The 24,329-nt window shown below is 43.7% G+C and carries 21 protein-coding genes; 9 read left to right on the top strand and 12 right to left on the bottom strand.

Annotation, left to right across the window (positions count from 1 at the left end):
* Positions 1-10 precede the first annotated feature (10 nt).
* The gene (locus IH597_05425) at positions 11-2,311 is read left to right on the top strand and encodes a GH92 family glycosyl hydrolase (protein MBE0661892.1); all 2,301 of its coding nucleotides are present in this window, start codon (positions 11-13) and stop codon (positions 2,309-2,311) included.
* 185 nt (positions 2,312-2,496) lie between these two features.
* Here the strand turns inward: IH597_05425 and IH597_05420 are convergent, their stop codons facing one another.
* Positions 2,497-5,001: an HYR domain-containing protein gene (locus tag IH597_05420; GenBank protein ID MBE0661891.1), complete on the bottom strand. Its 2,505-nt coding sequence runs from the start codon at positions 4,999-5,001 to the stop codon at positions 2,497-2,499.
* A gap of 295 nt (positions 5,002-5,296) precedes the next feature.
* Between IH597_05420 and IH597_05415 the strand changes: the two genes are divergently transcribed.
* The 6 genes from IH597_05415 (at position 5,297) to IH597_05390 (ending at position 11,714) form a co-directional block, all read left to right on the top strand.
* The gene (locus IH597_05415) at positions 5,297-6,037 is read left to right on the top strand and encodes a DUF2807 domain-containing protein (protein MBE0661890.1); all 741 of its coding nucleotides are present in this window, start codon (positions 5,297-5,299) and stop codon (positions 6,035-6,037) included.
* A gap of 348 nt (positions 6,038-6,385) precedes the next feature.
* Complete coding sequence (locus IH597_05410; protein ID MBE0661889.1) at positions 6,386-7,147, top strand: outer membrane lipoprotein-sorting protein; 762 nt, start codon at positions 6,386-6,388, stop codon at positions 7,145-7,147.
* 24 nt (positions 7,148-7,171) lie between these two features.
* The gene (locus tag IH597_05405; GenBank protein MBE0661888.1) at positions 7,172-8,398 is read left to right on the top strand and encodes an ABC transporter permease; all 1,227 of its coding nucleotides are present in this window, start codon (positions 7,172-7,174) and stop codon (positions 8,396-8,398) included.
* A 57-nt stretch (positions 8,399-8,455) separates the two neighbouring features.
* A complete protein-coding gene (locus IH597_05400) occupies positions 8,456-9,679 on the top strand; it encodes an ABC transporter permease (protein ID MBE0661887.1) in 1,224 nt (407 codons plus the stop codon).
* Between the two features lie 25 nt (positions 9,680-9,704).
* Positions 9,705-10,394, top strand: coding sequence for an ABC transporter ATP-binding protein (locus IH597_05395; GenBank protein MBE0661886.1), 690 nt, complete (start codon positions 9,705-9,707; stop codon positions 10,392-10,394).
* 135 nt (positions 10,395-10,529) lie between these two features.
* Entirely contained in the window at positions 10,530-11,714 is a 1,185-nt protein-coding gene (locus IH597_05390) for a hypothetical protein (GenBank protein ID MBE0661885.1), read from the top strand.
* A gap of 3 nt (positions 11,715-11,717) precedes the next feature.
* On the opposite strand, the gene IH597_05385 is transcribed toward IH597_05390, so the two are convergent.
* From IH597_05385 to IH597_05365, 5 genes are all read right to left on the bottom strand, one after another.
* Positions 11,718-13,466, bottom strand: a complete 1,749-nt coding sequence (locus IH597_05385) for an STAS domain-containing protein (GenBank protein MBE0661884.1) — start codon at positions 13,464-13,466, stop codon at positions 11,718-11,720.
* A gap of 54 nt (positions 13,467-13,520) precedes the next feature.
* Complete coding sequence (locus IH597_05380) at positions 13,521-14,069, bottom strand: hypothetical protein (protein ID MBE0661883.1); 549 nt, start codon at positions 14,067-14,069, stop codon at positions 13,521-13,523.
* Positions 14,070-14,189: 120 nt separating this feature from the next.
* Complete coding sequence (locus IH597_05375) at positions 14,190-15,056, bottom strand: hypothetical protein (GenBank protein ID MBE0661882.1); 867 nt, start codon at positions 15,054-15,056, stop codon at positions 14,190-14,192.
* A 264-nt stretch (positions 15,057-15,320) separates the two neighbouring features.
* Positions 15,321-16,376: a hypothetical protein gene (locus IH597_05370; GenBank protein MBE0661881.1), complete on the bottom strand. Its 1,056-nt coding sequence runs from the start codon at positions 16,374-16,376 to the stop codon at positions 15,321-15,323.
* A 20-nt stretch (positions 16,377-16,396) separates the two neighbouring features.
* Positions 16,397-16,984 (bottom strand): PorT family protein, encoded by a 588-nt coding sequence (locus tag IH597_05365; GenBank protein ID MBE0661880.1) that lies wholly within the window; start codon positions 16,982-16,984, stop codon positions 16,397-16,399.
* A 188-nt stretch (positions 16,985-17,172) separates the two neighbouring features.
* Between IH597_05365 and IH597_05360 the strand changes: the two genes are divergently transcribed.
* The gene (locus tag IH597_05360; protein ID MBE0661879.1) at positions 17,173-17,889 is read left to right on the top strand and encodes a PorT family protein; all 717 of its coding nucleotides are present in this window, start codon (positions 17,173-17,175) and stop codon (positions 17,887-17,889) included.
* 192 nt (positions 17,890-18,081) lie between these two features.
* Positions 18,082-19,725, top strand: a complete 1,644-nt coding sequence (locus IH597_05355) for an NAD+ synthase (GenBank protein ID MBE0661878.1) — start codon at positions 18,082-18,084, stop codon at positions 19,723-19,725.
* A gap of 43 nt (positions 19,726-19,768) precedes the next feature.
* On the opposite strand, the gene IH597_05350 is transcribed toward IH597_05355, so the two are convergent.
* The 6 genes from IH597_05350 to IH597_05325 form a co-directional block, all read right to left on the bottom strand.
* Positions 19,769-20,008, bottom strand: coding sequence for a NifU family protein (locus IH597_05350; GenBank protein ID MBE0661877.1), 240 nt, complete (start codon positions 20,006-20,008; stop codon positions 19,769-19,771).
* Positions 20,009-20,093: 85 nt separating this feature from the next.
* Positions 20,094-21,194, bottom strand: coding sequence for an Mrp/NBP35 family ATP-binding protein (locus IH597_05345; GenBank protein ID MBE0661876.1), 1,101 nt, complete (start codon positions 21,192-21,194; stop codon positions 20,094-20,096).
* A 283-nt stretch (positions 21,195-21,477) separates the two neighbouring features.
* Positions 21,478-22,014: an AAA family ATPase gene (locus tag IH597_05340; protein ID MBE0661875.1), complete on the bottom strand. Its 537-nt coding sequence runs from the start codon at positions 22,012-22,014 to the stop codon at positions 21,478-21,480.
* Positions 22,015-22,019: 5 nt separating this feature from the next.
* Positions 22,020-23,243 (bottom strand): S-adenosylmethionine:tRNA ribosyltransferase-isomerase, encoded by a 1,224-nt coding sequence (locus tag IH597_05335; GenBank protein ID MBE0661874.1) that lies wholly within the window; start codon positions 23,241-23,243, stop codon positions 22,020-22,022.
* A 42-nt stretch (positions 23,244-23,285) separates the two neighbouring features.
* Positions 23,286-23,549 (bottom strand): hypothetical protein, encoded by a 264-nt coding sequence (locus tag IH597_05330; GenBank protein MBE0661873.1) that lies wholly within the window; start codon positions 23,547-23,549, stop codon positions 23,286-23,288.
* Between the two features lie 38 nt (positions 23,550-23,587).
* Positions 23,588-24,310 (bottom strand): hypothetical protein, encoded by a 723-nt coding sequence (locus IH597_05325; protein ID MBE0661872.1) that lies wholly within the window; start codon positions 24,308-24,310, stop codon positions 23,588-23,590.
* Between the last annotated feature and the right edge of the window lie 19 nt (positions 24,311-24,329).

Below are 24,329 nucleotides of genomic sequence, written 5' to 3'. Positions count from 1 at the left end.
CTTACTCCAAATGAAAAGAACCATTCTGCCTCTGCTGCTTTCTCTTGGCCTGTCAACATCCGGCCAACCTGCACTTGTTGATTACACAAAATTTGTGAACCCAATGACCGGAACGGATAATATGGGCCATACATTTCCGGGCGCCACACTTCCTTTCGGGATGGTGCAACTGAGTCCGGCCACCAACCAGGTTCCATTCCATATTGATGGAAAGTACAACCCCGAAACCTACCGCTATTGCGCCGGATATCAGTATAGCGATTCGACGATTTTTGGCTTCGCACATACACACTTCAGTGGTACAGGCCATTCTGACCTCGGCGACTTTTTGGTGATGCCAAGCACCGGTCCGCTGGTTCTTGAACCCGGAAATCCCGCCAAAACCCGAAGCGGATATTTTTCAAGGTTCAGCCATGAAAACGAAGCTGCAGAACCGGCTTACTATCGCGTGCAACTGGATGATTACAACATACTTGCTGAACTTACCGCCAGTGAGCGAACAGGTTTTCACCGCTATACTTTCCCGCAAGCCGATACCGCCCACCTCCTGCTCGACATGATGTACAATATTTACAACCACGATGATAAAAACGTTTGGGTTTTCCTCAGGGTTGAAAACGATTCCACGGTTACCGGTTACAGGCAAACGCATGGCTGGGCGCGCACTCGTTTGATGTTTTTTGCCATGCAGTTTTCAAAGCCTTTCATTGCTTACGGTCATAAAAAATACGACGAAAACCGCTACAACGGATTTTACCGCAAATTCAACGAAGCGGAGAATTTCCCTGAAATGGCGGGCAGGAACATTCGGGCCTGGTTCAGGTTCAGCACTACAGACCAGGAACAACTCATGGTCAAATTTGCCTTGTCGGCAGTAAGCACAGAGGGGGCTTTGAACAACCTGCAGCAGGAAATTCCGCATTGGGATTTTGATCGTGTTCGCAGCGAAGGCCAGAAAAAATGGAATCGTGAGCTTTCGAAAATTGACGCAACTCTGCCCACTTATAATGACACAGTCGTATTCTATACGGCGCTGTATCACACCATGTTGTCGCCGGTCATTTATGAAGATGTTGACGGCCAATACCGCGGCCTGGATCAAAACATTCATCAAAGCAACGGTTTTACAAATTATACCATTTTTTCGTTGTGGGACACCTATCGCGCACTGCATCCGCTGTTTAACCTGATCCAGCCTGCCCGAAACAACGACATGATCAAATCCATGCTTGCCCATCATGATCAAAGCGTGCACCGCATGTTGCCCATCTGGAGCCACCACGCCAACGAGAACTGGTGCATGACCGGCTACCACGCCGTTTCGGTTATTGCCGATGCAATGGCAAAGGGAACTACTGATGCAGATGTGAACCGTGCATTGAAAGCGGCGGTCAACACTTCCATAGTTCCTTACTTCGATGGGCTTGAGCATTACATGGCCCTGGGTTTCGTACCTGAGGACCGCAGCGTTTATTCGGTTACCAAAACACTTGAATATGCCTACAACGACTGGTGTATAGCCCAAATGGCAAAGCAGGCCGGGGATCGCACTGTGCAGAAAACATATCTCGATCGTTCAAAGAGCTATAAGGTTTTGTACGATCCGGAACTGGGTTATATGCGACCCAAAAATACTGATGGAAACTGGCGCCCGGGTTTCGATCCGCTGGACACCCACGGACAGGGATTTATTGAAGGAAACGCGCTGAATTACGGTTTGTACGTTCCCCATGAACCAGATACCATGGTTGCCATGATGGGAGGAAAAGACCAATTCTCCAGCCACCTGGATATGATCTTCAACATTGAACTGGACGACAAATACATTGAGAAAAACGAAGACATCACCCGCGATGGCATGATCGGCGCCTATGTGCATGGCAATGAGCCGGGGCACCATATCCCATATTTGTACAACTGGACCAGCGAGCCATGGAAAACCCAGGAAAGGGTAAGAATGATCATGCGAACCATGTACGCCAACGCTCCCGACGGCCTCTGCGGTAATGACGATGCCGGGCAAATGAGCGCATGGTACATTTTCAGCGCGTTGGGATTTTACCCCGTGCTTCCTGGCAGCGACCAATATGCTATTGGCAGCCCGCTGGTGGAACAGGCAAGACTAAACCTTGAAAATGGAAAACTATTGTGGGTTCGAACCATGAACCAGGGGCCTGTAAATGTATATGTGCAGAAAGTACTCGTAAATGGAAAAGAAATCAAACGCAATTATCTGCTTCACGGTGAGCTTGTCAATGGCGGTGAGATTGTATTCCACATGTCTGATATCCCTGTGAAAAAACAGAAATAATTACATGCTCCTATGAGAATGTTTTTTCTGATCCGCTAGATAACCACACATCAGCCCGAAAGTAGTTTGCATAACCTGGTTGAACGGGTGAAGGTGTTTACTGATTAAGCATACCATTGCATAAAAAAAGCTGGCCCGGTAAAACCAGGCCAGCCATAAATGATTCGTTGGAAATCTTTCAGCGATTAGTAGCTGATAGTGACTTTTTCCTTTTGAATACTGTTATCGCTCTTCATTACAACAATATAAAATCCTTTATTGTATGATTTAGCATCCAGAACAACCTGATAGGTCGTTCCTGCCTGCGCAACTTCATCAAACAATATTCCCATACGCTGTCCAACCAGGTTGTAAAGCTCAATGGTAGTCCTTGTATCTTCTGTTGCAGTAAACTCTACAGTTCCAATTTCTGATACAGGATTAGGATAAACCATCATCTCTGCTGCTTCGTCAGAACCAAAATATACAGCCGAAGACTTCTCGCCGCCATCACAATGTCCGGGACCAATCATGCCATTGTTATAGTCATCAAGTAATGAGGCAAGGGCAAGGAACTGCTGGCGAAGCGCGTTATTCCCTTTCAACGATGCGATTTGAGCAGGTGTGTACATGTTAAACAAAGCAGTTGCTTCTGCAACGGCAGCCTGGGCATCTTCATGGCAGGCGCCGTTAAGGAAGTTCAATTCGGCAGCTATGAACTGATGAGCCAAAATGTAATAAGCATTACCTTTAGGTGCAGTCCACATTACTTCATAATATGATTTTCCACTCAGGTAGAAAATCGTGCTGGCTCCGTCAGGTAGCAATGCCCAGGTTTCATCATAAGGTGCAGGGCCAAACTCCGAATGTGTTTTCCAGTAACCCTGTGAATAGGTACAGCCATCCTCGATAGTGACTGTGAATGAGCATTCGGCTGTGTTTCCTGAAGCATCAACAACCTGGTAAGTGACAGTAGTAGTTCCTTTCGGAAACATCTCGCCTGAAGGCAATCCTGATAATAACACCAGGTGCGTATTTTTAACTTCCAGGATATAAGGATTTGGTGTCCAGAAAGGTGGAAGAGAATTTGGAAGGTCATTCCATCTAATGTTCCCGCCAATATTATAATAATTCACATAATCTTCGCCTCCCAGGTTATTGGGTTCACCGGCGTGCCAGTTACTGTATGCAAAGGGTTCTCCTGTGACCCATTTCCACACACCTTCGGTTTCTTCATCGGTCAGGCCGATCCATGGGTTGCTTGCGGCAAAGCCATTGGAAATGAGTGCGTTTACAACAAAATCATTTTCCGAGGCTGAAGTAATGGTAGCCATGTGGCCAACATTTAACTGCGAATGTGCAAAGGCATCAAGCCATGTAAATGATTCATCTGAAAGAAAATAGCTGGTGTTATCCATTGTGCCTATAAGGGTAAAGCCAGGCAACGAAGCCACCGAACAGTTATCACCGAAAAGAACATCATAATCTACCTCGGCTCCGCACTCCCCGGGGTCATTGCCCATAACAATGTCATCCGGGCAAGTGATTGTGGGTGGTTCATCATCAGTTACAACTACTTGCTGAACACACTCGTCTGTGTTTCCGGCATCATCAGTTGCAGTCCATGTGATGGTTGTTATTCCCAGCGGATAAGGGTCGGACAATGCCAATCCATCGCTTCTTACGCCTTCAATGGCAGGATCGCCGCAGTTGTCGGCGGCTGTTGCAGGTGTTATAGCTACTGTTGCAGAACACTCACCGGCATCAGCCGATTGTGTGATGTCGTCCGGGCAGGTGATGACAGGATTTTCAACATCCGGTTCATTTGTTACTTCGATGGAATAATTACTTTGGCAACCGTTGCCGTCAGTAACGGTAAGGGTGTAGGTTCCTGCTGTAAGGCCTGAGATATCCTCGGTTGATTCCCCATTGCTCCATGAGAAAGTGAATGGGGCAATTCCTCCCGCCGGGTTGAAATCAATGGCGCCATTATCATAATCCGGGCAGGTAGGACTAGTTACAATAAATGATCCTTCTTCAGTAAAATCAACAGTAGCGATACAAACAGACTGGTTGTTGACCGCAGCTCCGGTGGCAGCCGTAAATCCCCAGAAAACATTAGCATTACCGCCGAAAATATCACTGACGACATCACCTGTATAATCAATCCTTAGTATACCATCCAGCCAAACCTTAATGTTTTGAGTGGTAGCGTCCCATTTGATTATATACGGGTGATTCGCGCCATTCTCCAGGTTTGGCACTGGGATGGGGCCTTGCAGATTGTTTGGAGTGTTATGATTCACTACCCCATCTCTCATCAATGCGATATGATCTGCAAACGGATCACTTACATTCTGCCAGGTATCAAATTCCACTGCAAGCGAAGGTGAGATACCCTGGTATCCAATTCCTCCTCCAGCGGTTCCCAATCCATTGCAAACCGGTTGCAAAACAAAAGCTATTCCATCGGCACCATTTGCATCCAGTATTCCAAAATTCAGCGTACCGGTAACCTCAAAATCGGAGTTAAGAGTAATCTTGTTCTGAAACCAGACAGATCCAGCCTGAAACGTCAAGGCCGGTGTTAATCGAAAGCAATCGTTGCCGAGGCTGATCGCATTTCCGTTGATCACATATTGCGACCAACCGGTGAAACTGAGTGCTAAAAGACAACCTATTAAAATAGGTTTCAGTAATTGTTTTTTCATAAAAATAAAATGTTTGAGACATGCCTACTCTGTTAAAAGGATTTTCGGCTTCCTCCTTAATTAAAGCTGTTCAAAAGTACTTCGGAACGGAGGCCAGGGGATAGGACTTTTCTTGCAAAAGATGGTAATTTTCACGCATCATCATCTGCAAAGGCTGACTTTCACACTAAAGCAGTGATAGAATTTCGCAATGCCAGGAAATTTAAAGTAACGTTTTGTTAATAATTTCGTCAAACATAAAACCTAATGTTTTTGGCATTGGAATTGCTTGATTCCGTAAAATAAAACCTTCGCTATGAAAACAAAACTTACACCCAACGTCTTTTTAATGTTAGTCATTACAGGGCTCATCAGTTTCACATTTTCATCCTGCGATCCCGACGACTTCAACTGCATAAGGGGCAAAGGAACCGTTTTCACCGAAACACGCAACACCCCCGATTTTATATCGGTTGACCTCAGGGTTCCTGCAACCGTAACCATTACGCAAGCTGATAATATTAGCGTGGAAGTGAAAACATTCGACAACCTGCTTCCTGAAATACTTACTTATGTGAACGGAAGTACGCTCATCATCGAAAACGACCATTGCCTCAATGTCAGGAACGACGACATTGAAGTGTTTATCTCCGCTCCCGATTTCTCGAAGCTGAAGGTAAGTGGCTCCGGTGAAATCATTTCAACAAATATGCTGGATGTTGCTGATATTGACCTGAACCTGAGCGGATCAGGCTCCATAGATGTGGGTTTGATCACCGCGATGGCCAATAGCAGGGTTTCGGGTTCCGGAAGCATTTGGATCGAAGGCGAGGCTTATGAACATAATATCGAAATCAGCGGATCGGGCAATATTTACTCATTTCCGTTTTATACTGAACGTACCAATATCACAGTGAGCGGTTCAGGAAACTGCGAAGTAAGAGTTTCTGACCGGCTGGATGTGAACATCAGCGGCAGCGGAGTGGTGAAATACAAGGATTATCCTGACATTAGCTCGGTGATCACCGGATCGGGAAAAATTATCAATGCCAATTAAAATGGCTCAAAGTTAGCAACCTCACCAAAAAATCTCAACAGCTTGAATCTTGTCATCCTGATCCGCCGCGGCGGAGAAGAATGACAAAAAACAGCAAAATCAGGGGTTTTGAGACATCCTCTTTAGGGGCAAAATGAGTCTTCAATGTGTGCTCAAGATTTAGAATTCTACTTTTCACCACGGGTCTGATCCAGGCCTGCTTTTCCGTTATTCACCTGCTGATTTCCGTAGTTCACAGCCGAAAGTTTGGCTGATGCAATCAACGACTATATCTTTGTCCTGCTAGAATCAATCAATTTTGCATCCAGGCTTTTGAACCGGAGCAAGTTGAAAATAATATCTTGTACTATGAAAATCCTCAAAATAGTAAGAACCGTCTTTTTGTTGTCGATCATCATTCTACCTTTCCTGACCCTGAAAGCACAAGATCCCCGAGAAATTATCCGCCAGATGGAAGATAAAATGCGGGGCGAAGCTTCCTACGCTGAAATGACAATGACTTCGGTGAGGCCACGCTTTACCCGCGAAATCTCAATGAAATCATGGAGCCTCGGCGAAGATTATGCACTTATCCTCATTACAGCGCCAGCCCGCGACCAGGGCACCGCTTTCCTGAAAAGAGCCAATGAAATCTGGAACTACGTGCCCGGCATTGACCGCACGGTAAAAATGCCGCCTTCCATGATGTCGCAATCCTGGATGGGTTCGGATCTGACCAACGACGACCTTGTACGCGGGGTTTCTACCATTGACGATTACACCCACACCTTGCTCCGGACAGAAACTATGGACGGGCATGAATGCTATGTGATTGAGATGATCCCGAAACCCGATGCTCCTATTGTGTATGACAAAGTGGTTTATTGGATCTCAAAAAAATACATGCTGCCGGTGAAGGTTGAGAATTTTGATGAATTTGGCGAACTGGCCAGCACCATCAATTTCAAGGACATAAAAACCATGGGCGGCAGGGATGTACCGGCGGTTCTTGAAATCATTCCGGCAAGCAAACCCGGCCACAAAACCATTCTTACAACCACAAAAGCTGATTATCAGATTGATCTTTCTCAAAACTTTTTTACGCTTCAAAACCTTACAAACGTCAGGTAATTGCATCAATAAAATCTTTTTACCATGAAACTTCTCTTCATCCTGGCCTGGCGCAATTTATGGCGGAACCGCAAGCGTTCCATGATCACTATAAGCTCAGTGCTGTTCGCGGTGCTGCTTGCCATCGTTTTCGATTCCATGGAAAGAGGATCGTACGAACGCATGATTGACAGCATGGTGAAGTACAGTACCGGTTATATCCAGATCCAGGATGTAATGTATGAAGAAGAACCTTCAATTGATAACAGTCTGTTGTTCGACGAACAGCTTACAGACTTAATTAACGAATACAGCAGCGATATTGCTTACACCGTGCCCCGCATTCAGAACTTTGCCCTGGCGGCCACCGAAACCCAGACACGTGGAACAATGGTGATGGGAATTGATCCAGAACTTGAGATCAGGCTTAACGATCTTACTGACAACTTAGTTTCAGGTGAATTTCTGAACCGTGATGATGGTGATATTTTGCTGGCCGAAGGCCTTGCAGGAATCCTGGCGGTGAACGTGGGCGACACACTCGTTCTTCTTGGCCAGGGCTTCCAGGGTTCAACAGCTGCTGGAAAATACAGGATCAAAGGTCTGGTTGATATGAAAATCCCTGAAATGAATAACAACGCCATCTATATGACCATTGAAACCGCCCGCTGGTTTTATATGGCCGAAAACAGGCTTACTTCTCTCATTATCATGCCGGTGAACCCAAGATCCAGTGAACAGCTTGCCGCTGAACTTCGTGAGAATATTGACACAGAATGGTATAGCGTGCTTACGTGGCAACAAATGCTGAAAGACCTGCTGGCGCTCATGGAATTCGACACAGCAGGCTCAAAAGTCATGATGATGATCTTATACATCGTTATTACCTTTGGCTTGTTCGGAACCATACTTACCATGATGATTGAGCGGCAGCGCGAGTTTGCAATGCTTATTTCATTGGGCATGAAACGGTCGCGGCTGGCGCTGGTATGTTTTCTCGAATCAATTTTTATCTCTTTTACCGGTGTGCTGGCGGGAATTATCGCTGCAATTCCAATTGTGGCTTATTTCCATTTCAACCCCATTAAGTTGAAAGGCGAAATGGCTGAATCCATGCTGGATTATGGTTTTGAACCCTTGATGCCTTTTTCTTCTGACCCGAATATTTTTCTGAACCAGGCCATGATTGTTCTGACATTCGCATTCCTGGTAGGATTGTACCCAATATACCGGGTGTATAAGATCAATATCGTGGAAGTGAAACAACAATAATTAAAAATCCCAGGCCACTGGTTTATTCTGCATACGAACGTGGAAATAAAACAAAAAATGAAAACATTGCTGAAAATATCATGGCGCAATATCTGGCGCAATCCCAAGCGAAGCATGGTGATGATCATTGCGATTACTTTGGGGCTGTGGGCAGGCGTTAGCGTAAGCGCGCTTATGTTCGGACTGCTTGATCAGCGCTTCAAAACCAGTATTGAGCAACATGTTTCCCATCTGCAAATACACAATCCCGAATTCCTGAAAGACAATAACGTGAAGTATGGTATCGCTGAATCGGAATCCCTAATGGCAGCCGTTTCGTCCGATCCTGAAATAAAAACTTTTTCGGGTCGCACTATCGTAAACGGAATGCTTGCCACCGCTACACTCACACGTGGAATTAATATCATTGGTATTGATCCGCTGGCCGAAGCCAACACAACCGGACTGGATCGAAATATTTTTGAAGGAACTTACTTCGTTGAAAGCGGAAGGAATCCGGTACTTATCGGGAAAAAATTGGCTGAGAAAACTAAATTGCAGATTCGTTCACGGCTGGTGCTGACGTTTCAGAACAAGGATGGAGAACTGGTTTCGGCATCATTCAGGGTGGCAGGAATTTTTCAAAGTGCCAACACTATGTTGGACGAACGCAATATATACGTATTGCAAACTGACATCATAGGCTATATAGGGCATGATGAAACCATCAACGAACTGGCAATTGTTGCGCATGACCTTGAAACGGTAAATGGCCTCAGCGAAAGTTACAGTCAACGATTCCCCGGATTAAGTGTACGCACCTGGGCAGAGATTTCCCCTGAACTCAGTTATATGCAGGAAATGTCCGAGTCCATGTTGATGATCATTTTGGCGATCATACTTTTTGCCCTTGCTTTTGGTTTGGTGAACACAATGCTGATGTCTGTTTTCGAACGCGTTCATGAACTGGGCATGCTCATGGCTGTAGGTATGAACCGCAAAAAAGTATTTGGGATGATCATGTTTGAAACATCATTCCTTACATTTCTGGGAGCTATGGGAGGCATGTTGTTTGGGTTCTTAACAACGCAATTCTTTGGCCGTACAGGAATCAATCTGGCAAAGGTTGGAGGCGACTCACTCCATAGTTTCGGGTTTCCATCAAAGATTTACCCATCCCTCAATGCAGATTTTTTCCTGATGCTCACAATGTTGGTGATCATCACGGCATTTTTGACTTCCATTTACCCCGCTATGAAAGCATTACGGCTGAAACCCGCTGAAGCAATAAGAAAAGAATAAGATCCAATCAGAAAATTATACGATCATGAAAATCATACAAACTGAGCAGCTAACAAAAATCTACAACGATAAATCCTTGCCCGTAAGAGCATTGAACAAAGTTGACCTGGCTTTTGAGAAAGGCGAATTCACGGCAGTGGTAGGCCCATCAGGCAGCGGTAAAACAACCTTCCTTAATATGATTGGCGGACTCGATAAGCCAACCGAGGGCAAAATCGTTATCAATGATACAGACATCACGGCGCTTTCCGATTCAAAACTTATTGACTTCAGGCTGCACAATATTGGTTTTGTGTTTCAATCATACAATCTGCTGCCGGTTCTCACCGCAAAGGAGAATGTCTCTTTCATCATGTTGCTGCAAAAAACCAACGCCGCTGAGATGGAAGCCAGGGCTACTGAACTGCTCAAACAAGTCGGGCTTGAAGACAAGATGAATGTGAGACCCACGAAACTTTCGGGCGGGCAGCAACAACGTGTGGCGGTTGCAAGGGCGTTGGCTTCGAAGCCAAAATTTATCCTCGCCGATGAACCTACGGCCAACCTGGATACCGAATCGGCATTCAACTTGCTCGATATCATGGCCAGACTCAACAAAGAAGAAAAAGTAACACTCATTTTCTCCACCCACGACCAACGTGTGATTGATCGCGCACGAAGGGTGATAACGCTGGTGGATGGCGCCGTGGCACGGGATGAGTATTTTGAGAGATAGAGGAAAGGTTGAGGATGAGGAGAAGGCGGAGGAGAAGGAGAAAGGGAGAAAGGGAGAGGTGGGGAGACTAAGAGATCACTTCTTACACTGTACTTCTGAAGTATGATAAGAAATGATATTATTCAGATGAGAATTATGGAGAATACAGTAGTCATAAAAAATACAGCAGTTTTGCTTGCGTTTTTCGCTATAGTTACAATAACTTCTGCGCAGACTTTTGGTTCGGGGGAGAATCCGCCGTTAATATTTCGTGGTTATGTGAAGGAAATGCCGGCGCTGCAATTTGGAAAAGGTTTTACTGATCCTTCATTCATGAATATTTTTCAGAACCGCCTGAACTTCAGATGGAACATTACAAAGGATCTCCATTTCGCTGCCGAAGGGCGCAACATGGTTTATTACAGCAAAATGTTTCAGAATAACCTGATATTCAAGGATCTTCTTGAAATGGACGCAAGCTATTTCGATATGTCTTCTGCATGGCTGCATGAAGGTTCCTGGATTGCCCACTCCATGGTTGACCGCCTGTATGTTGACTGGCAACAAAGCAACTGGCAAATGCGTGTTGGCCGGCAGCGCATCAACTGGGGCGTGAACATGGTTTCGAACCCCAACGACCTCTTCAACACTTATTCATTTTTTGATTTTGATTATGCAGAACGTCCTGGAACAGATGCGTTGAGGTTGCAGCATTATTTTGGGGATATGTCGAAGGCGCAACTCGCCATAAGTCCTGGCAGGAAAAAAGAAGAGATGGTGGCAGCAATAATGATTAATCTCAACCGCTGGAATTATGATTTTCAAACCCTGGCCGGATATTACAACAACCGTCTTGCTTTGGGCGCCGGCTGGGCCGGCCACATCGGCGGAGCCGGCTTCAAAGGTGAAGCTACCTGGTTTTACGACCTCAAACGGCGAGCAGGTGTTAAACGCGGAAACCTCGTTGCTGCCAGCGGCGTTGATTACATGTTTGGTAGCGGAACTTTTGTGGTGCTTGAATTTCTTTATAACGGAGGTTACAAACGCACACCGGATAAAATCATGCTTATCACGCAACCACTTCAGGCAGATAACCTCATGTTTTCCGAATTTGCTGTCACATTAAGCGCCCAGCATCCGTTGTCAACCATTGTACAGGGCAGACTGGCCATCATGGCTTTACCGGATATTGAAGCTGGATTTATAATGCCCAGTATAAGCTACTCCGTTGTAACCAACCTTGATTTGGGTTTTGTCGCTCAGATTTTCATTGGTGGAAATGATTCCATCTTTGAAGAAGCCGGATCGTCGTGGTTCGCATCACTGAAATACTCGTTTTGACAATTAGTGGTTAGTGCTTTTGGAAATGACAGGATTCCCTTTGATACATTTAAGTTTTTTTGCCTGCTCAAGTGAAGCAAAAATATCTGCACAAATCTGCTCCTCTCCTACCAGGTGGTGAATGTTGTTCTTCACCAAAGTTTCATAAACCTTTGGGTTCGCACCGGATAAAATAATCCTGATTCCCTGGTTCTGAGCCTTCTGAATAAAACTCCGGAGATTGTTGATTCCGGTTGTATCAATAAAAGGCACTCGCCGCAGCCGGATGATCCTTATTTTGGGCAGTTTGCTAACCTGCTTTTCAGCTTCTTCAAATTTGTTGGCAATCCCGAAGAAAAAGGGCCCGCGTATCTCAAAAACTTCAACGCCTTTTGGTATCTCAAGCATTTCGCCTTCGTCGAATTTTTCCGAACGCTCATCCTCCACTTCTTCATTTAAAACCTCGACATCGGTGGTTTCTATCACCCTTCGTAAAAACAGGAATACTGCCAGCAGCAATCCAAATTGTATGGCAACGGTAAGATCAATAAGCACCGTAAGTAAGAAGGTAGTAAGCAATACCGCAACTTCACTCTTGTTGTTCTTCAGCAATCCTTTGAAGGAGCGCCATTCGCTCATGTTATAGGCTACGATCACAAGAATTCCGGCAAGGCAACTCATAGGGATGAGTTTGGCCCATTTGCCAAAAAATAAAAGGATCAACAACAAAACAACTGCATGAATAATACCCGCAACCGGTGTTTTCCCTCCATTGCGGATGTTTGTCATGGTGCGGGCAATGGCGCCGGTGGCAGGAATTCCACCAAATAGCGGTGTAACAATATTCGCAATTCCCTGGGCTACAAGTTCGGTGTTTGAACGGTGCCGTCCCCCGATAGCTCCATCAGCCACCATGGCCGACAGCAGCGATTCAATGGCTCCCAGCATTGCAATTGTAAATGCCGGAACAAAGAGCATCCGGAAAGTGGAATAATCAATGGCAGGGATATGTGGCGCCGGAATAGTAGCCCGTATTTCTCCAAACCTGCTACCAATGGTTTCAACCGGAAGATTGAAAAGCGTTACTGCAAGCGTAGTAAGAACAAGAGCAATCAGGGTACCGGGAACTTTCTTGTTGATTTTAGGCCAGAGCAATGCAACTGCCAGCGTGAACAATGCAATTCCCAGGGCATACAGGTTTACCTGGTTGAGGTTCTGAAAATAATAAATCCATTTTTCAACAAAGCCAGCCGGTACGTTGCCTTCGGCAATCATACCAAAGAAATCCTTGATCTGCGAAGAGAATATGACAACGGCAATTCCACTGGTAAACCCAACCACGATTGGATAAGGCATAAATTTGATGATGGTTCCGAGCTTCAATAATCCCATGGCAACCAGCATTACACCGGCCATGATTGTAGCAATGATCAGGCCCTCAACACCAAACTGTTCAACGATGCCATACACAATCACAATAAATGCTCCGGTAGGGCCACCAATCTGGACCTTGCTTCCGCCAAGAAATGAAATGAGGAACCCGGCAATGATGGCGGTGATCAAACCTCGTTCAGGTGATACGCCGGATGCAATACCAAAGGCAATGGCCAAAGGGAGCGCTACCACGCCAACAATTACTCCGGCTCCCAGGTCGGATAAGAAAGTGCTGAGCTTATAATCCTTCAGGGTTGTGAAAATTTTCGGGTGGAAGGATTGTGCGAACCAATGCTGAAATGAATTGGAATTGAAAAGGGCTTTTGCACTTTTAAGCATGACAGGGAGTTAAAAATTTCGCTGCAAAAGTAATTGAATAAACCAGATGTGTTATCAGGAAATAATCCATTGTTTTTGCGCTAACGAAATTTCAGAAACCAAGGACGAAATATCCTGTGGTTGAGGGTCATATAGTACCTTATCAGCGAGTTTTTCGAGCCATAAGCTGTAAGGTTTTTCCTTTTGCCCCCTGCTACTTTTTAGATAAATGAAAAGCCCTGGTTCAATAAAGCGCCGTAAACTTCTTGATTCGCAAACAATCAAGTGGTCCGCCGGAACCATCTTTAAGAATGCATTCCATGCCGCCTCTACTGCATGATCCCTGACCTGAATGTAAAACGATCGGGTTGCCCCGGCTTCAAGCATTTTTAATGTGTCTTTGGGTCGGCCGCTACCCATCTCTTCATCAATCGTAAAATACCCTGCGCTGAGCAATTCATGTTCGCCATGATACCCTTCGTTATTTTGATAAATGCTTGTGACTTTTAATGAGATAACCGGTTCAACAGATGCAGCAGCACTGATAATCTCACATAGCAATGTAGTTTTACCAATATGGCGGGAGTTGCCTCCAACCAGCAGTAAATTGTTTATTTTTAGCATAGTGGCCAGGTTTGAAAAAACTGCAAAATTAATCGTCTGGTTATTATTTACTATAACCGGATTGCACATAAATAAAAAACCCGGACCTGTTTGGATCCGGGTTCAAGATTATCTGCGCACTCATCTGGTGCTTACTACAAGATATTTTGAGGCTTTCCAGAATTGCTCCGGATCTTTGATGACAAGCTTTTCGATAGGATTCTCACCTACTAACTCGTAGCTACCGGCAGGATGTGCAGTTACAACTTCCACCTTGCTGGCATTGGTTATAATTTCAGTAATTTGACGCATATCAGCTTCTGTAAACTCATTTTTAATGAAGTTCTCAGCCGGAATAGTAGTCTTTCCAATTCCCATAAAGCCACCCTGGCGGTCAATGATACCTTTATCATCCAATTCGCTTCTCTCACCCACAACGTACCATACCTTATTCATGTCAACTATCTTTTGATCAATCATTGCTGTTTTTCCCGTACTTTCAGTCTCAAGATCAGCAACCCTTACGTTCAGGTTTTCAATCTCTATATTCAGTCTGCCCAGGTTATCTTTAAGCTGAGCAATTTCCTGTTCCTTGGTAGCAACAGTTTCATTCATCCGTTCAACAGTTTTGTTGAGATCCGTAACCTTCAGGCTGGAATTTTTCACCTGCACATTCAGGCGGTTCACAAGTTCCTTGTTTTTGTCCATTAACTGGTTGATTTCAGCAATACTTTGGTTGATGCGGTCTTTTACATCGGCTTTCATTTCCTGTGAATCGCCGGTTTGATCAGCAATCAATGACTCCTTTGCTCTGACTGTTGCAAGATTTTCTTCAATTTCATTGAGTGTTTGAAAAAGGGCATTGATAGCTGTTTCTTTTTCCTGAGCTAACTGAGTAAGGCGCAAGCTGTCAGCCTGCAAGCTTTGAATGTGTGCCGTTTGTTTTTTGTTTTCGCAACTAAAAAACAGTGGTAGCACAGCTAGTGATAAAATTAGGAACTTTTTCATTTTTCTTTTGTTTTGTTAATTATTAAAACCCCCTTGATTAATACTGGATATGTATATGGAATGACATTGGCATTAAATACCATGCCAGAATAATCATGCAAGGTCCTAATTGCAGGAAGTTTAAGTTATTAACCAACGCCAGACAACGAACCAATATTACCATCGAAACATCATTTTACCTCCTGAAAGTTTGTAAATATAGAAATAAAACCTCAAGATGGGGAAATAATCCTCGTAGCAACCAGCTTTTTAGAGAATTAAAGATCAGAACACAAAGCGGCTGGGTTTATAGCCTGAGGCCTTTAAAATTTCCCTGGAATCAGGCGCTGATAAAAGCTTGCTGTGGACATCGTCTGGGCTGTTATCCGCATAGGCCTTTACTATCTGCCATCCAACCCATAATGCTGCCCGGGCGGGTGAATCATTATGAAACGCTGTGGTGAAAGGTCCATCGTTAATAAAGCGGTTAATTACAAGAGGATCGGATGAAAATAGCAACTCGTTTTCTATAAAATAAGCCCACATATTGCTTTCATTTTTTTTGCACCACTTAATATCTTCAACTGTGTAGCCCATCTTGTATTCGTCGGCAATCCAGGGCAAAAAAGTATCAAGGAAATAAAGGATCTTACCTTCATCGATCATTTTGTCAAGCATGTTTTCGGAAAATGCCGGTTTTATAAAAACATTACGGATGATCATTTCAATACAATCGGCCAGCAGATAATCTATTTGCATCTGCCTGATTTTGTATTGCGGGATGCCAACCATACGGTACATCTCATACGATTCTCCCAAATACATATCAATAGCAATAATCAATTCTGTGCCGGTATACTTCACGGGCATTTCATAGAACAAACCGGAAACATAAGAATACACCATTGGAGGTTGCCACTCAGGGAAATAATAGCGGATATGCTTAAATGCCAGTGTCAGATCATCTTCCAGAAACCCAAGCTCAGGGAAGGCGCTCATCGTTTCCGCATAGATTTGCCTGATAGCGGTATCCGTAACAAACTCTTGTATCTGAAGTATCGCATCAGCATCTGAAAGATCGGCATTAAGAAAAGGAAGAAAAGAAGGCTGAAGCCGTATGAGTTCGGCCCCGGTATTATTGGTATCAATTGAAAACAGAGCTTTTTCGTAGCGATTTATTGTTACTTCGAGCATTTCAACTTTTATTGCTTCTTTATTGACTTTTCCTTTGCGGGAACAAGCAGTAGAACCGAATAAAATAGCAATGAAAAGGATAGCAAAAAGCAGACTAATATAATTGGAGTGCCTCATTTCACGGTAACGATCAAAATTAAAGTTCATGCAAAAACAGGGGGTGCTGTTTAGAATATTTTCCAGCCAAGGCTCACATTGAACAATGAGTTTCTCAACTCAATACCCTCAATAGCTGAAATATTGCTAAGTCCAATTTCATATCGCACATCGAGGGTAACCATGAGTACATCCAGCCCAATGCCACTTTGTATGCCCCACATGGCATCTTTGATTTTCTCAGGATCGAGGCGTTCAAAACTATCGCGCATAACAATATCCTTATCTAAAATAAAGGACATGGAAGGGCCAATCATAATTCTGAGATTTGCAGCTTTCAGGTCAAGCACCTTAGAGCCAATTAAAAAAGGTATCTCAACTGTTGACAATTCAATTTCCCTGGTATGAAAGAAATCATTCTGGCTGAAAATACCACCCTTTGTTGTAAAATTAGCTTCAGGCTGAATGAATACTTTGTTGCCCAGCCGTAAAAATATCCCGCCATGTATATTGGCTGCAAATGCTTCCTTAATTTGATATTTATCAGTTGTAAGCGTGGTTGTTGTGAACCCGACTTTGGGGCCAAGGCTGAAGAATGATTGTGCATTGAGCAAGCTTACAGATAACAGTGCGATGATAAGAACAGCAATTTTTTTCATATTGAAGTAATTATGTGAAAAAAAGCGACGCAATATACAAATATTAATATTTACTAAAAGCAAGCTTTATGACAATTCCGGCTTAATAACGATTTTTTCTGAAGATTGTTATTCTTAGCAAGCATCTTGCCAAAACATGGAATATATTTGTACTTTTAACGCCGGAACCACATTTAAACTCAAAAAGTATGAACACATCCATGAAACCAATAGCATTAATCCTTTTTATCGTCTCATTCACAAACCTGCAGCAAGTGCAGTCGCAGAACACTACTAATCAAACCCGTGAACTTAAGCCGGTTTTTGGGTTCAGGATGGCACCAAATGTTGGCTGGATCAGGGGAGATGAAGCAAGTTATGAAAACGATGGCGCTACGGTTGGCTTTTCATGGGGTTTTATTGCTGAATTTCCGGCAGCTGAGAATTATAGTTTTGCAACGGGCTTTAATATTCTTTTTAATGGCGGGAAATTAAAATACCCTCATCAGATTCAAGGTTTAGGCGATGGCAGCCTCGCAAGAAAATATAATCTTAAATACCTGGAGTTGCCCATGATGCTGAAATTGCGCACGACCGACCGGGGCGGACCGATTTTCTACGGACAAATTGGTCTGGGCCTTGGTGTGCTGCTTGATGCCAGAGGCACCGATGTATTCACATATTCGGGTGGAACTTCAGAATTCGATAAAGAAAAAATATCAGAAGAAATCAGGTTGTTCAGAACCGCACTTCTTTTCGGGCTTGGTGTTGAATATCCACTTGGCCCATCATTAAAAGCCATCGGCGGACTTGCGCTTAACAATGGATTCTCGGATATTCTCAAGGGATCGAATCTTGTTGATAGCAGTGTGAGCCACAAAGCATTTGCAAATTTTATTGAGCTAAACATCGGATTATTGTTTTAGCCTGAATAATTCACACCACCAAGACGCAACGACGCTAAGATTTGATTTAAAAAAGAATAAGAGAACGTTGATTGCAACAAACATCATTATCTCTTTTTCAATTAAGTGACTTATTCTTGAGGCCTAAGAGGTTTGACGCGAAGATTTATTGATAAAACAGGTTAGAATCAATTACACAATACCTCCTATGGGATGAAAATAGCACTGGCTCAGCTCAACTTCAGGATTGGCGATTTTGATTACAACATCAACAAAATAAAGGTTCATATTGAGAAGGCCAGGCTACTTGGTGCGCATCTTATCGTGTTTTCTGAACTCTCGGTTGCTGGTTATCCCCCCCAGGATTTTCTCGGCTTTGACGATTTCATTGAAAAATGCAGGCTTGCTGTTCTTGAAATAGCGCAGGTTTGCCAGGGAATTGCAGCTATCGTAGGCTATCCTGAGCGAAATACTGACAGCAAAGGAAAAAACCTGCTTAACACCGCCGCAGTGCTTTTCAATGGCAAAATCTTTGCCCAGGTTCACAAAACCTTATTGCCTACTTACGATGTGTTCGACGAATACCGCTACTTCGAACCCAACCGGGTTTTCAATATTGTGAACCTTCCATTCGGGAAAATGGCACTTACGATCTGTGAAGATTTATGGAACGTCAGCGATTATCCCTTATACGTGAGATCGCCGATGGAAGAACTCATTTCTATGCAACCGGAAATTGTAATTAACATAGCAGCTTCACCATTCCATTATAACCAGGCAGTGGATCGCACAGAAACGCTGAAGCGCAATGCACTTAAATACAAGCTTCCGGTATATTATGTGAACCAGGTAGGCGCCCAAACCGAGTTGATTTTTGACGGTGGTTCGATGGCCATTGACCAAAAGGGTGAAAAAGTTGGTCAACTTGCATATTTCTCAGAAGACTTCCGTGTTTTTGATACCAAAGATCCTTCAGGTTCAGATGAAGAGTTCACAATTCCAAAACGTGAAAAAATGGAATTGATCCATGATGCCCTTATCCTGGGCATCCGTGATTATTTCGCAAAATTGGGGTTAACAAAAGCTATCATTGGGCTTTCAGGTGGCATTGATTCAGCGCTCGTACTTGTGCTGGCTGCCAGGGCGCTGGGAAAAGAGAATGTAATGTCGTTGCTGATGCCATCGGGTTTCTCATCCGATCATTCAGTGAATGATGCGGTTGCTCTTGCACACAAGCTTCAAACGCCATACGAATTAATACAGATTGAGAATACTTTTCAAATGCTGTTAACTGATCTGAAGCCATTTTTCAAGGCCAAACCATTCGATGTTGCCGAAGAAAACATCCAGGCACGAATCAGGGCAGTTTTATTGATGGCTTTCGCCAATAAGTTTGGGTATATTCTCTTGAACACCTCCAACAAAAGTGAAGCAGCCGTTGGTTACGGAACCCTTTACGGCGATATGTGCGGGGGAATTTCAGTGTTGGGCGATGTGTATAAAACAGAGGTGTATGAACTTGCCCGCTTCATCAACCGGCATGAAGAAATAATTCCAGTAAATATTATAAACAAACCCCCGTCAGCAGAATTACGCCCCGATCAGAAAGATTCGGATTCATTGCCACCGTATGAATTGCTGGATAAAATTCTGTTTGCCTATATCGAAGAATTCAAAGGCCCGGAGGAAATTATTCAATCCGGGTTCGAACCAAATGTGGTAGGCAAGGTGTTGAACCTTGTAAATAGCAGCGAATGGAAAAGGCATCAGGCACCACCCATACTAAGGGTTTCGCCCAAAGCTTTTGGTTTTGGAAGACGCATGCCTATTGCAGCTAAATACCTGGCTAAAAGCTGAATTTACATTTTGGCCAAACCTAGCCTTCAGTCAGATAAGGGGATCAGGCTTCTTCGACAGCTTTAATCTCCGGAACTGAACGTTTCATGGCTTCTTCAACGCCACTCTTAAGGGTCATACGGCTGTAAGGGCATGAACCACAAGCGCCCTGAAGCTCAACCTTTACGATATTGTCGGAAGTTAATTCCACAAAATGAATATCACCACCATCCGCCTGAAGATAAGGCCTTACCTGTTCAATTACATTTTGCACCTTGTTAATCAGATCCACATTTGTGTTCATAATAACTGTTGTTTTAGTTGTTTTCTGTTTATTAAATAGTTCCAATATTCTGTAAGCCAAGAGTTTTGAACCCGAGAGGTTTGTTCTAACGATTCATTTGAACCAGCTTAGTTGGAGGCAAGGTTGCATTACGGATAGCGATCTGCTGGGCGGTCGCCTCAGCCATTGCCATGAATGCTTTTGATGCAGAAGAACTTTCATCAAGAACGATTGGACTGCCGAAATCACCAGATTCCCTGACACCCTGCACCAACGGAATTGAGCCAAGCAGTGGTACACCAAGTTCTCTGGCCAGTTTTGCTCCGCCATCCTTACCAAAAATGAAATACTTGTTATCAGGCAGTTCAGCGGGTGTGAACCACGCCATGTTCTCAACGAGCCCTAAAATGGGAACGTGTATATTTTCCTGCTGGAACATGCCAATTGCTTTACGGGCATCGGCCAGGGCGATTTCCTGTGGTGTTGTAACGATAACAGCGCCGGTAACAGGCAATTGTTGAACAAGGGTCAGGTGAATATCGCCGGTACCCGGAGGCAGGTCAATGATCATATAATCCAGATTTCCCCAGTCGGCTTCGGTAAAAAGCTGGGTTAAAGCACTTGAAGCCATAGGGCCACGCCAAATCAGAGCTTTTTCTGACTCGACAAAAAAACCGATTGACAACAATGAAATTCCATATTTGTTGAGCGGTATTACTTTCGACTTGCCATCAACCTCCATAGCCACAGGCTTCACATTCACTAAATCAAACATCAGCGGGATAGACGGGCCGTAAATATCAGCATCAACAAGGCCTACTTTCGATCCGCTTTTTGCCAGGGCTACAGCCAGGTTCACGGCAATGGTAGATTTACCTACCCCACCTTTGCCTGATGCTACTGCAATAATGTTCTTAACACCTTTCAGCATTTCATCGGCCTTGTTTCTGCGACTTGTAACCCGTGAGGTTAACTCAACATCTACTTCGGCCTCCGGATCAATATATTCGTGAATGGCATCCACACAGTCGCGTTGCATGCGATGTTTCATTGGGCAGGCCGGAGTTGTAAGCACGAGTTTAAAAGCTACTTTCTTGTCTTCGATTACGATGTCCTCAATCATTTTCAAGGTAACCAGGTCCTTCTTCAAATCAGGATCTTCCACATGACTTAGCGCCTTTAAAATGTCTTGTTCAGTATAGCTCATATTGAGTAATGTTGTATTAATTTAGAATTGGTAAAAATAACATTTTTTTAACACTCAGCCGGTCTCTCTAAAAAATTAGTGGTTTTGCGTGGGGTAAGGAAAGCATGGAGTAAAGGAGTGATGGAGTGTTAACTGGTTAATTGGTTGGAGTTGGAGTAATGGAGTAATGTAATTATTAATTCAAAATTCAAGATTTAAGATTCGTAAATCAACAAACGACAGCTTTTTTGAATTTGAAATTTTGGAATTTGGGTCTTGGGATTTGGAACTTGGGTCTTTGATCTTAAGTCTTGTTCAGCGTGCTTAATAATTGTTGAAATGCCAGTTCAGGGCTTACTTGGTTCACATCCCAGCAATTGATCGGATCGGCTTCGAATTTCTCAGTAACTGCCTGCTCAAAACTTGTTCTTACAGCCAAGATCATGATAGAAGGTGGGTTGTGTAATAACCGGAAAATTGCTTCGGCCCAACCTTTACCATTGAGTTCAAACCCTCCAACTTCGTCAATAAACACTATAGCTTGTTTACCTTCGGAAGTTTTAAGGATTTGATAGCCAAGCTCCATGCCTTTTTGTTTAAAGAAGAAACGATGGAACTGCTCATCATTTACTTCTGAAACCGTATTGCAAAGGCGTTCTCTTTTCAATCCGTTTATCTCAACTATATCAAAGCCATCCCGGATTCCATTCTTCCAGTATCCTTCAGCATAGAATCCTCCACATTCATATCCTGATGTGATCAAAAGGGCTGCAAGCTTTTTGACAAAAGTAGTTTTGCCAACACCCTGATCGCCTGTTATAAAGCAAATAGATGTTTTCATTTGGATCATGGAATAAATATGCAACTGTCGCCGTAGCTTAAAAACCTGAATCCTTGTTGTAATGCGAATTGATAAGCATTCTTCCATTCCGGTCCAATCAATGCTGCCACCAGCAGCAGCAGGGTGCTTTTTGGTAAATGAAAATTTGTGATCAGACCCTTACAGATTCTGAATTGATAACCCGGTGCGATCAGCAATCCTGTTGATGCCTGCAAAATATTGGTGACTGATTCGTCCATAAAATTGAGCAGTGCTTTGAGTGCAATTTCAACGCTGCAGTTGTGATCAGTCCCATCATAAGGTTCCCATTGTTCTGTAACGAGACGGGTCTGCGCACTTTGCCTGCTTATCCTGGCTCCGAGCCAATAAAGGCTTTCAAGTGTTCGCATTGAAGTTGTACCAACAGGAATTACAGGATTGTTCTGGTGCCTGATCAGTTGCAAAATCAAATCACGGTTAACAGCATAATGTTCATGATGCATTTCGTGGCCACCAATGTTTAGAGCACTCACCGGTTTGAACGTACCAGCACCTACATGCAGCGTCACCCATTCAAATGAAACTTTATTTGCTTTTAACGATTTCATTATGTTTTCTGTGAAATGTAGCCCGGCAGTTGGTGCAGCCACGGAACCTTGTTCGCGCGCGAAAATGGTCTGATAGCGCAATGCGTCTACATCTTCATCAGCCCTGTTAATATAAGGTGGAAGTGGAATATGGCCGGCAGCTTCCATTACCTCAGAAAAAGACATGGAAGGATCATTCCAGGTGAATTGCACATTCACAGTATCTTTTTCGGAAGCAGTTTTTTTTGCCCATATTTTTAAAGGTTTTGCTGGCGTAGGCACTTCGAGCTGTAAAATATCTTCCTTCCATTTTTTCAGGTTGCCAACATAGCATTTCCAGTGACTTTCACTGATAGCTGCGAAAGCTTGCTGCAAATCAATGGTAGGAGCGCTTGGTTCGAGGCAAAATATTTCAATACGCGCCCCGGAGGTTTTATGAAACTCAAAACGTGCCCTGATGACCCGTGTATTATTAAATACGAGTAGTGTGTTTTTTGGTAATAGTGAAGGTAAGTCAAGAAATGATGATTCGGAGATGGAGTTCTTATTGCAGATCAGTAAGCGTGAGGAATCCCTTGTTTCAAGCGGATATTGTGCTATCTGTTCAAGCGGAAGATCATAATCATATTCCTGAATTTGAAGACTTCTGGGATCGTTCATCATTGGTTTTTATGAACGCCAAAAGTATATAATTTCAACGTTTCACTAGTGACCACCACACTTATACACATCACCAAGATCAATTTCCTTTTCGTAATGGTGGATCACATCTTTGAGGTCAACTATTTCAAGCTTATCAATTTTTTTACCGTTCTGCTGGTACCATAGTTCTACATAAAAATCACCCATGCAGTAAAGCTTTACCACATAGTAAATATAAATCCGGCTGATGAGTTCCTTACCGTGTTCCAACACTGCTGCAGCCCTTTCCATCAACGATAAGTCGTAGAATTCCTCTTTGGTGATCATAGTCAGTATTTTTGAAAAGCCTGATTAACAAGTTGCTATCAAGCCATACGCTCAACTTCCTTGCGGTATTTGTTTCGGGTATGATTCAGAATGTCGAGGTTGGTTTTTTTATCGTAAATTCTTACCATGTCAACCACTCCACTTTTGTGGTACGCTGAAGCAAGTGCAGCATCATACACTTTGTGGTCGGAATTATTTTTAACCGATTCTGAAATCTTCTCAAATGTATCCCAGCCAATACCTTTCGGGATGACGACATAATAGGTATCTGAAAGGTCATCATCCTGATAAATGTTATCATCAATTTTTGTGAGATCAAAAAATTTGGTGATCTTGATAAGGCTATCGTAAGTCAACACTTTGCGATGTGGAACAAACTCCAATCCAAATTTGGTATAAAGCCTCAGTAATTCAGGCAGGTGGCTATAGTCGTCTATTTGTATGCGCAGGCAAGGTGCCACCTCATTAGATAGAGTAAGCTTACCAGGAACTGTATCAAAGTGTTGATTAAAGTGTTCTCTAACCTCCATTGTGATCCGGATAATATTATCCTGATCGCTTAATAAATTGTTGCGCAACATGGCAAAAATCCAGCGCGGGAGCAAGTCCTTTTCCTGCGAAGGGATTTCAAAATGATCATAGTAACCTGGAAGAGGGTCTTTGTCCTCGAGCAATAATTCGGCGAAACTCACTTCCCACTCAAGAGATGCCAGTTTTTCTTTTTTCCATAAGGTACCGATTGATTGGATTTTCTCGCTCATACAACTTGTAATAAATGTT

The sequence above is a fragment of the Bacteroidales bacterium genome, from assembly GCA_014860575.1.
Taxonomy (GTDB): Bacteria; Bacteroidota; Bacteroidia; order Bacteroidales; family JAAYJT01; genus JAAYJT01.
This window is presented reverse-complemented; position numbering and strand designations above follow the sequence as displayed.

Excerpts from the sequence above, each read along its gene's own strand:
- IH597_05330 (MBE0661873.1), bottom strand. The coding sequence starts at position 23,549 with ATGATCACCAAAGAGGAATTCTACGACTTATCGTTGATGGAAAGGGCT.
- IH597_05325 (MBE0661872.1), bottom strand. The coding sequence starts at position 24,310 with ATGAGCGAGAAAATCCAATCAATCGGTACCTTATGGAAAAAAGAAAAA.
- IH597_05400 (MBE0661887.1), top strand. The coding sequence starts at position 8,456 with ATGAAAACATTGCTGAAAATATCATGGCGCAATATCTGGCGCAATCCC.
- IH597_05425 (MBE0661892.1), top strand. The coding sequence starts at position 11 with ATGAAAAGAACCATTCTGCCTCTGCTGCTTTCTCTTGGCCTGTCAACA.
- IH597_05415 (MBE0661890.1), top strand. The coding sequence starts at position 5,297 with ATGAAAACAAAACTTACACCCAACGTCTTTTTAATGTTAGTCATTACA.
- IH597_05390 (MBE0661885.1), top strand. The coding sequence starts at position 10,530 with ATGGAGAATACAGTAGTCATAAAAAATACAGCAGTTTTGCTTGCGTTT.
- IH597_05380 (MBE0661883.1), bottom strand. The coding sequence starts at position 14,069 with ATGCTAAAAATAAACAATTTACTGCTGGTTGGAGGCAACTCCCGCCAT.
- IH597_05335 (MBE0661874.1), bottom strand. The coding sequence starts at position 23,243 with ATGATGAACGATCCCAGAAGTCTTCAAATTCAGGAATATGATTATGAT.
- IH597_05375 (MBE0661882.1), bottom strand. The coding sequence starts at position 15,056 with ATGAAAAAGTTCCTAATTTTATCACTAGCTGTGCTACCACTGTTTTTT.
- IH597_05370 (MBE0661881.1), bottom strand. The coding sequence starts at position 16,376 with ATGAACTTTAATTTTGATCGTTACCGTGAAATGAGGCACTCCAATTAT.
- IH597_05395 (MBE0661886.1), top strand. The coding sequence starts at position 9,705 with ATGAAAATCATACAAACTGAGCAGCTAACAAAAATCTACAACGATAAA.
- IH597_05355 (MBE0661878.1), top strand. The coding sequence starts at position 18,082 with ATGAAAATAGCACTGGCTCAGCTCAACTTCAGGATTGGCGATTTTGAT.
- IH597_05345 (MBE0661876.1), bottom strand. The coding sequence starts at position 21,194 with ATGAGCTATACTGAACAAGACATTTTAAAGGCGCTAAGTCATGTGGAA.
- IH597_05340 (MBE0661875.1), bottom strand. The coding sequence starts at position 22,014 with ATGAAAACATCTATTTGCTTTATAACAGGCGATCAGGGTGTTGGCAAA.
- IH597_05405 (MBE0661888.1), top strand. The coding sequence starts at position 7,172 with ATGAAACTTCTCTTCATCCTGGCCTGGCGCAATTTATGGCGGAACCGC.
- IH597_05360 (MBE0661879.1), top strand. The coding sequence starts at position 17,173 with ATGAACACATCCATGAAACCAATAGCATTAATCCTTTTTATCGTCTCA.
- IH597_05410 (MBE0661889.1), top strand. The coding sequence starts at position 6,386 with ATGAAAATCCTCAAAATAGTAAGAACCGTCTTTTTGTTGTCGATCATC.
- IH597_05385 (MBE0661884.1), bottom strand. The coding sequence starts at position 13,466 with ATGCTTAAAAGTGCAAAAGCCCTTTTCAATTCCAATTCATTTCAGCAT.
- IH597_05365 (MBE0661880.1), bottom strand. The coding sequence starts at position 16,984 with ATGAAAAAAATTGCTGTTCTTATCATCGCACTGTTATCTGTAAGCTTG.
- IH597_05350 (MBE0661877.1), bottom strand. The coding sequence starts at position 20,008 with ATGAACACAAATGTGGATCTGATTAACAAGGTGCAAAATGTAATTGAA.
- IH597_05420 (MBE0661891.1), bottom strand. The coding sequence starts at position 5,001 with ATGAAAAAACAATTACTGAAACCTATTTTAATAGGTTGTCTTTTAGCA.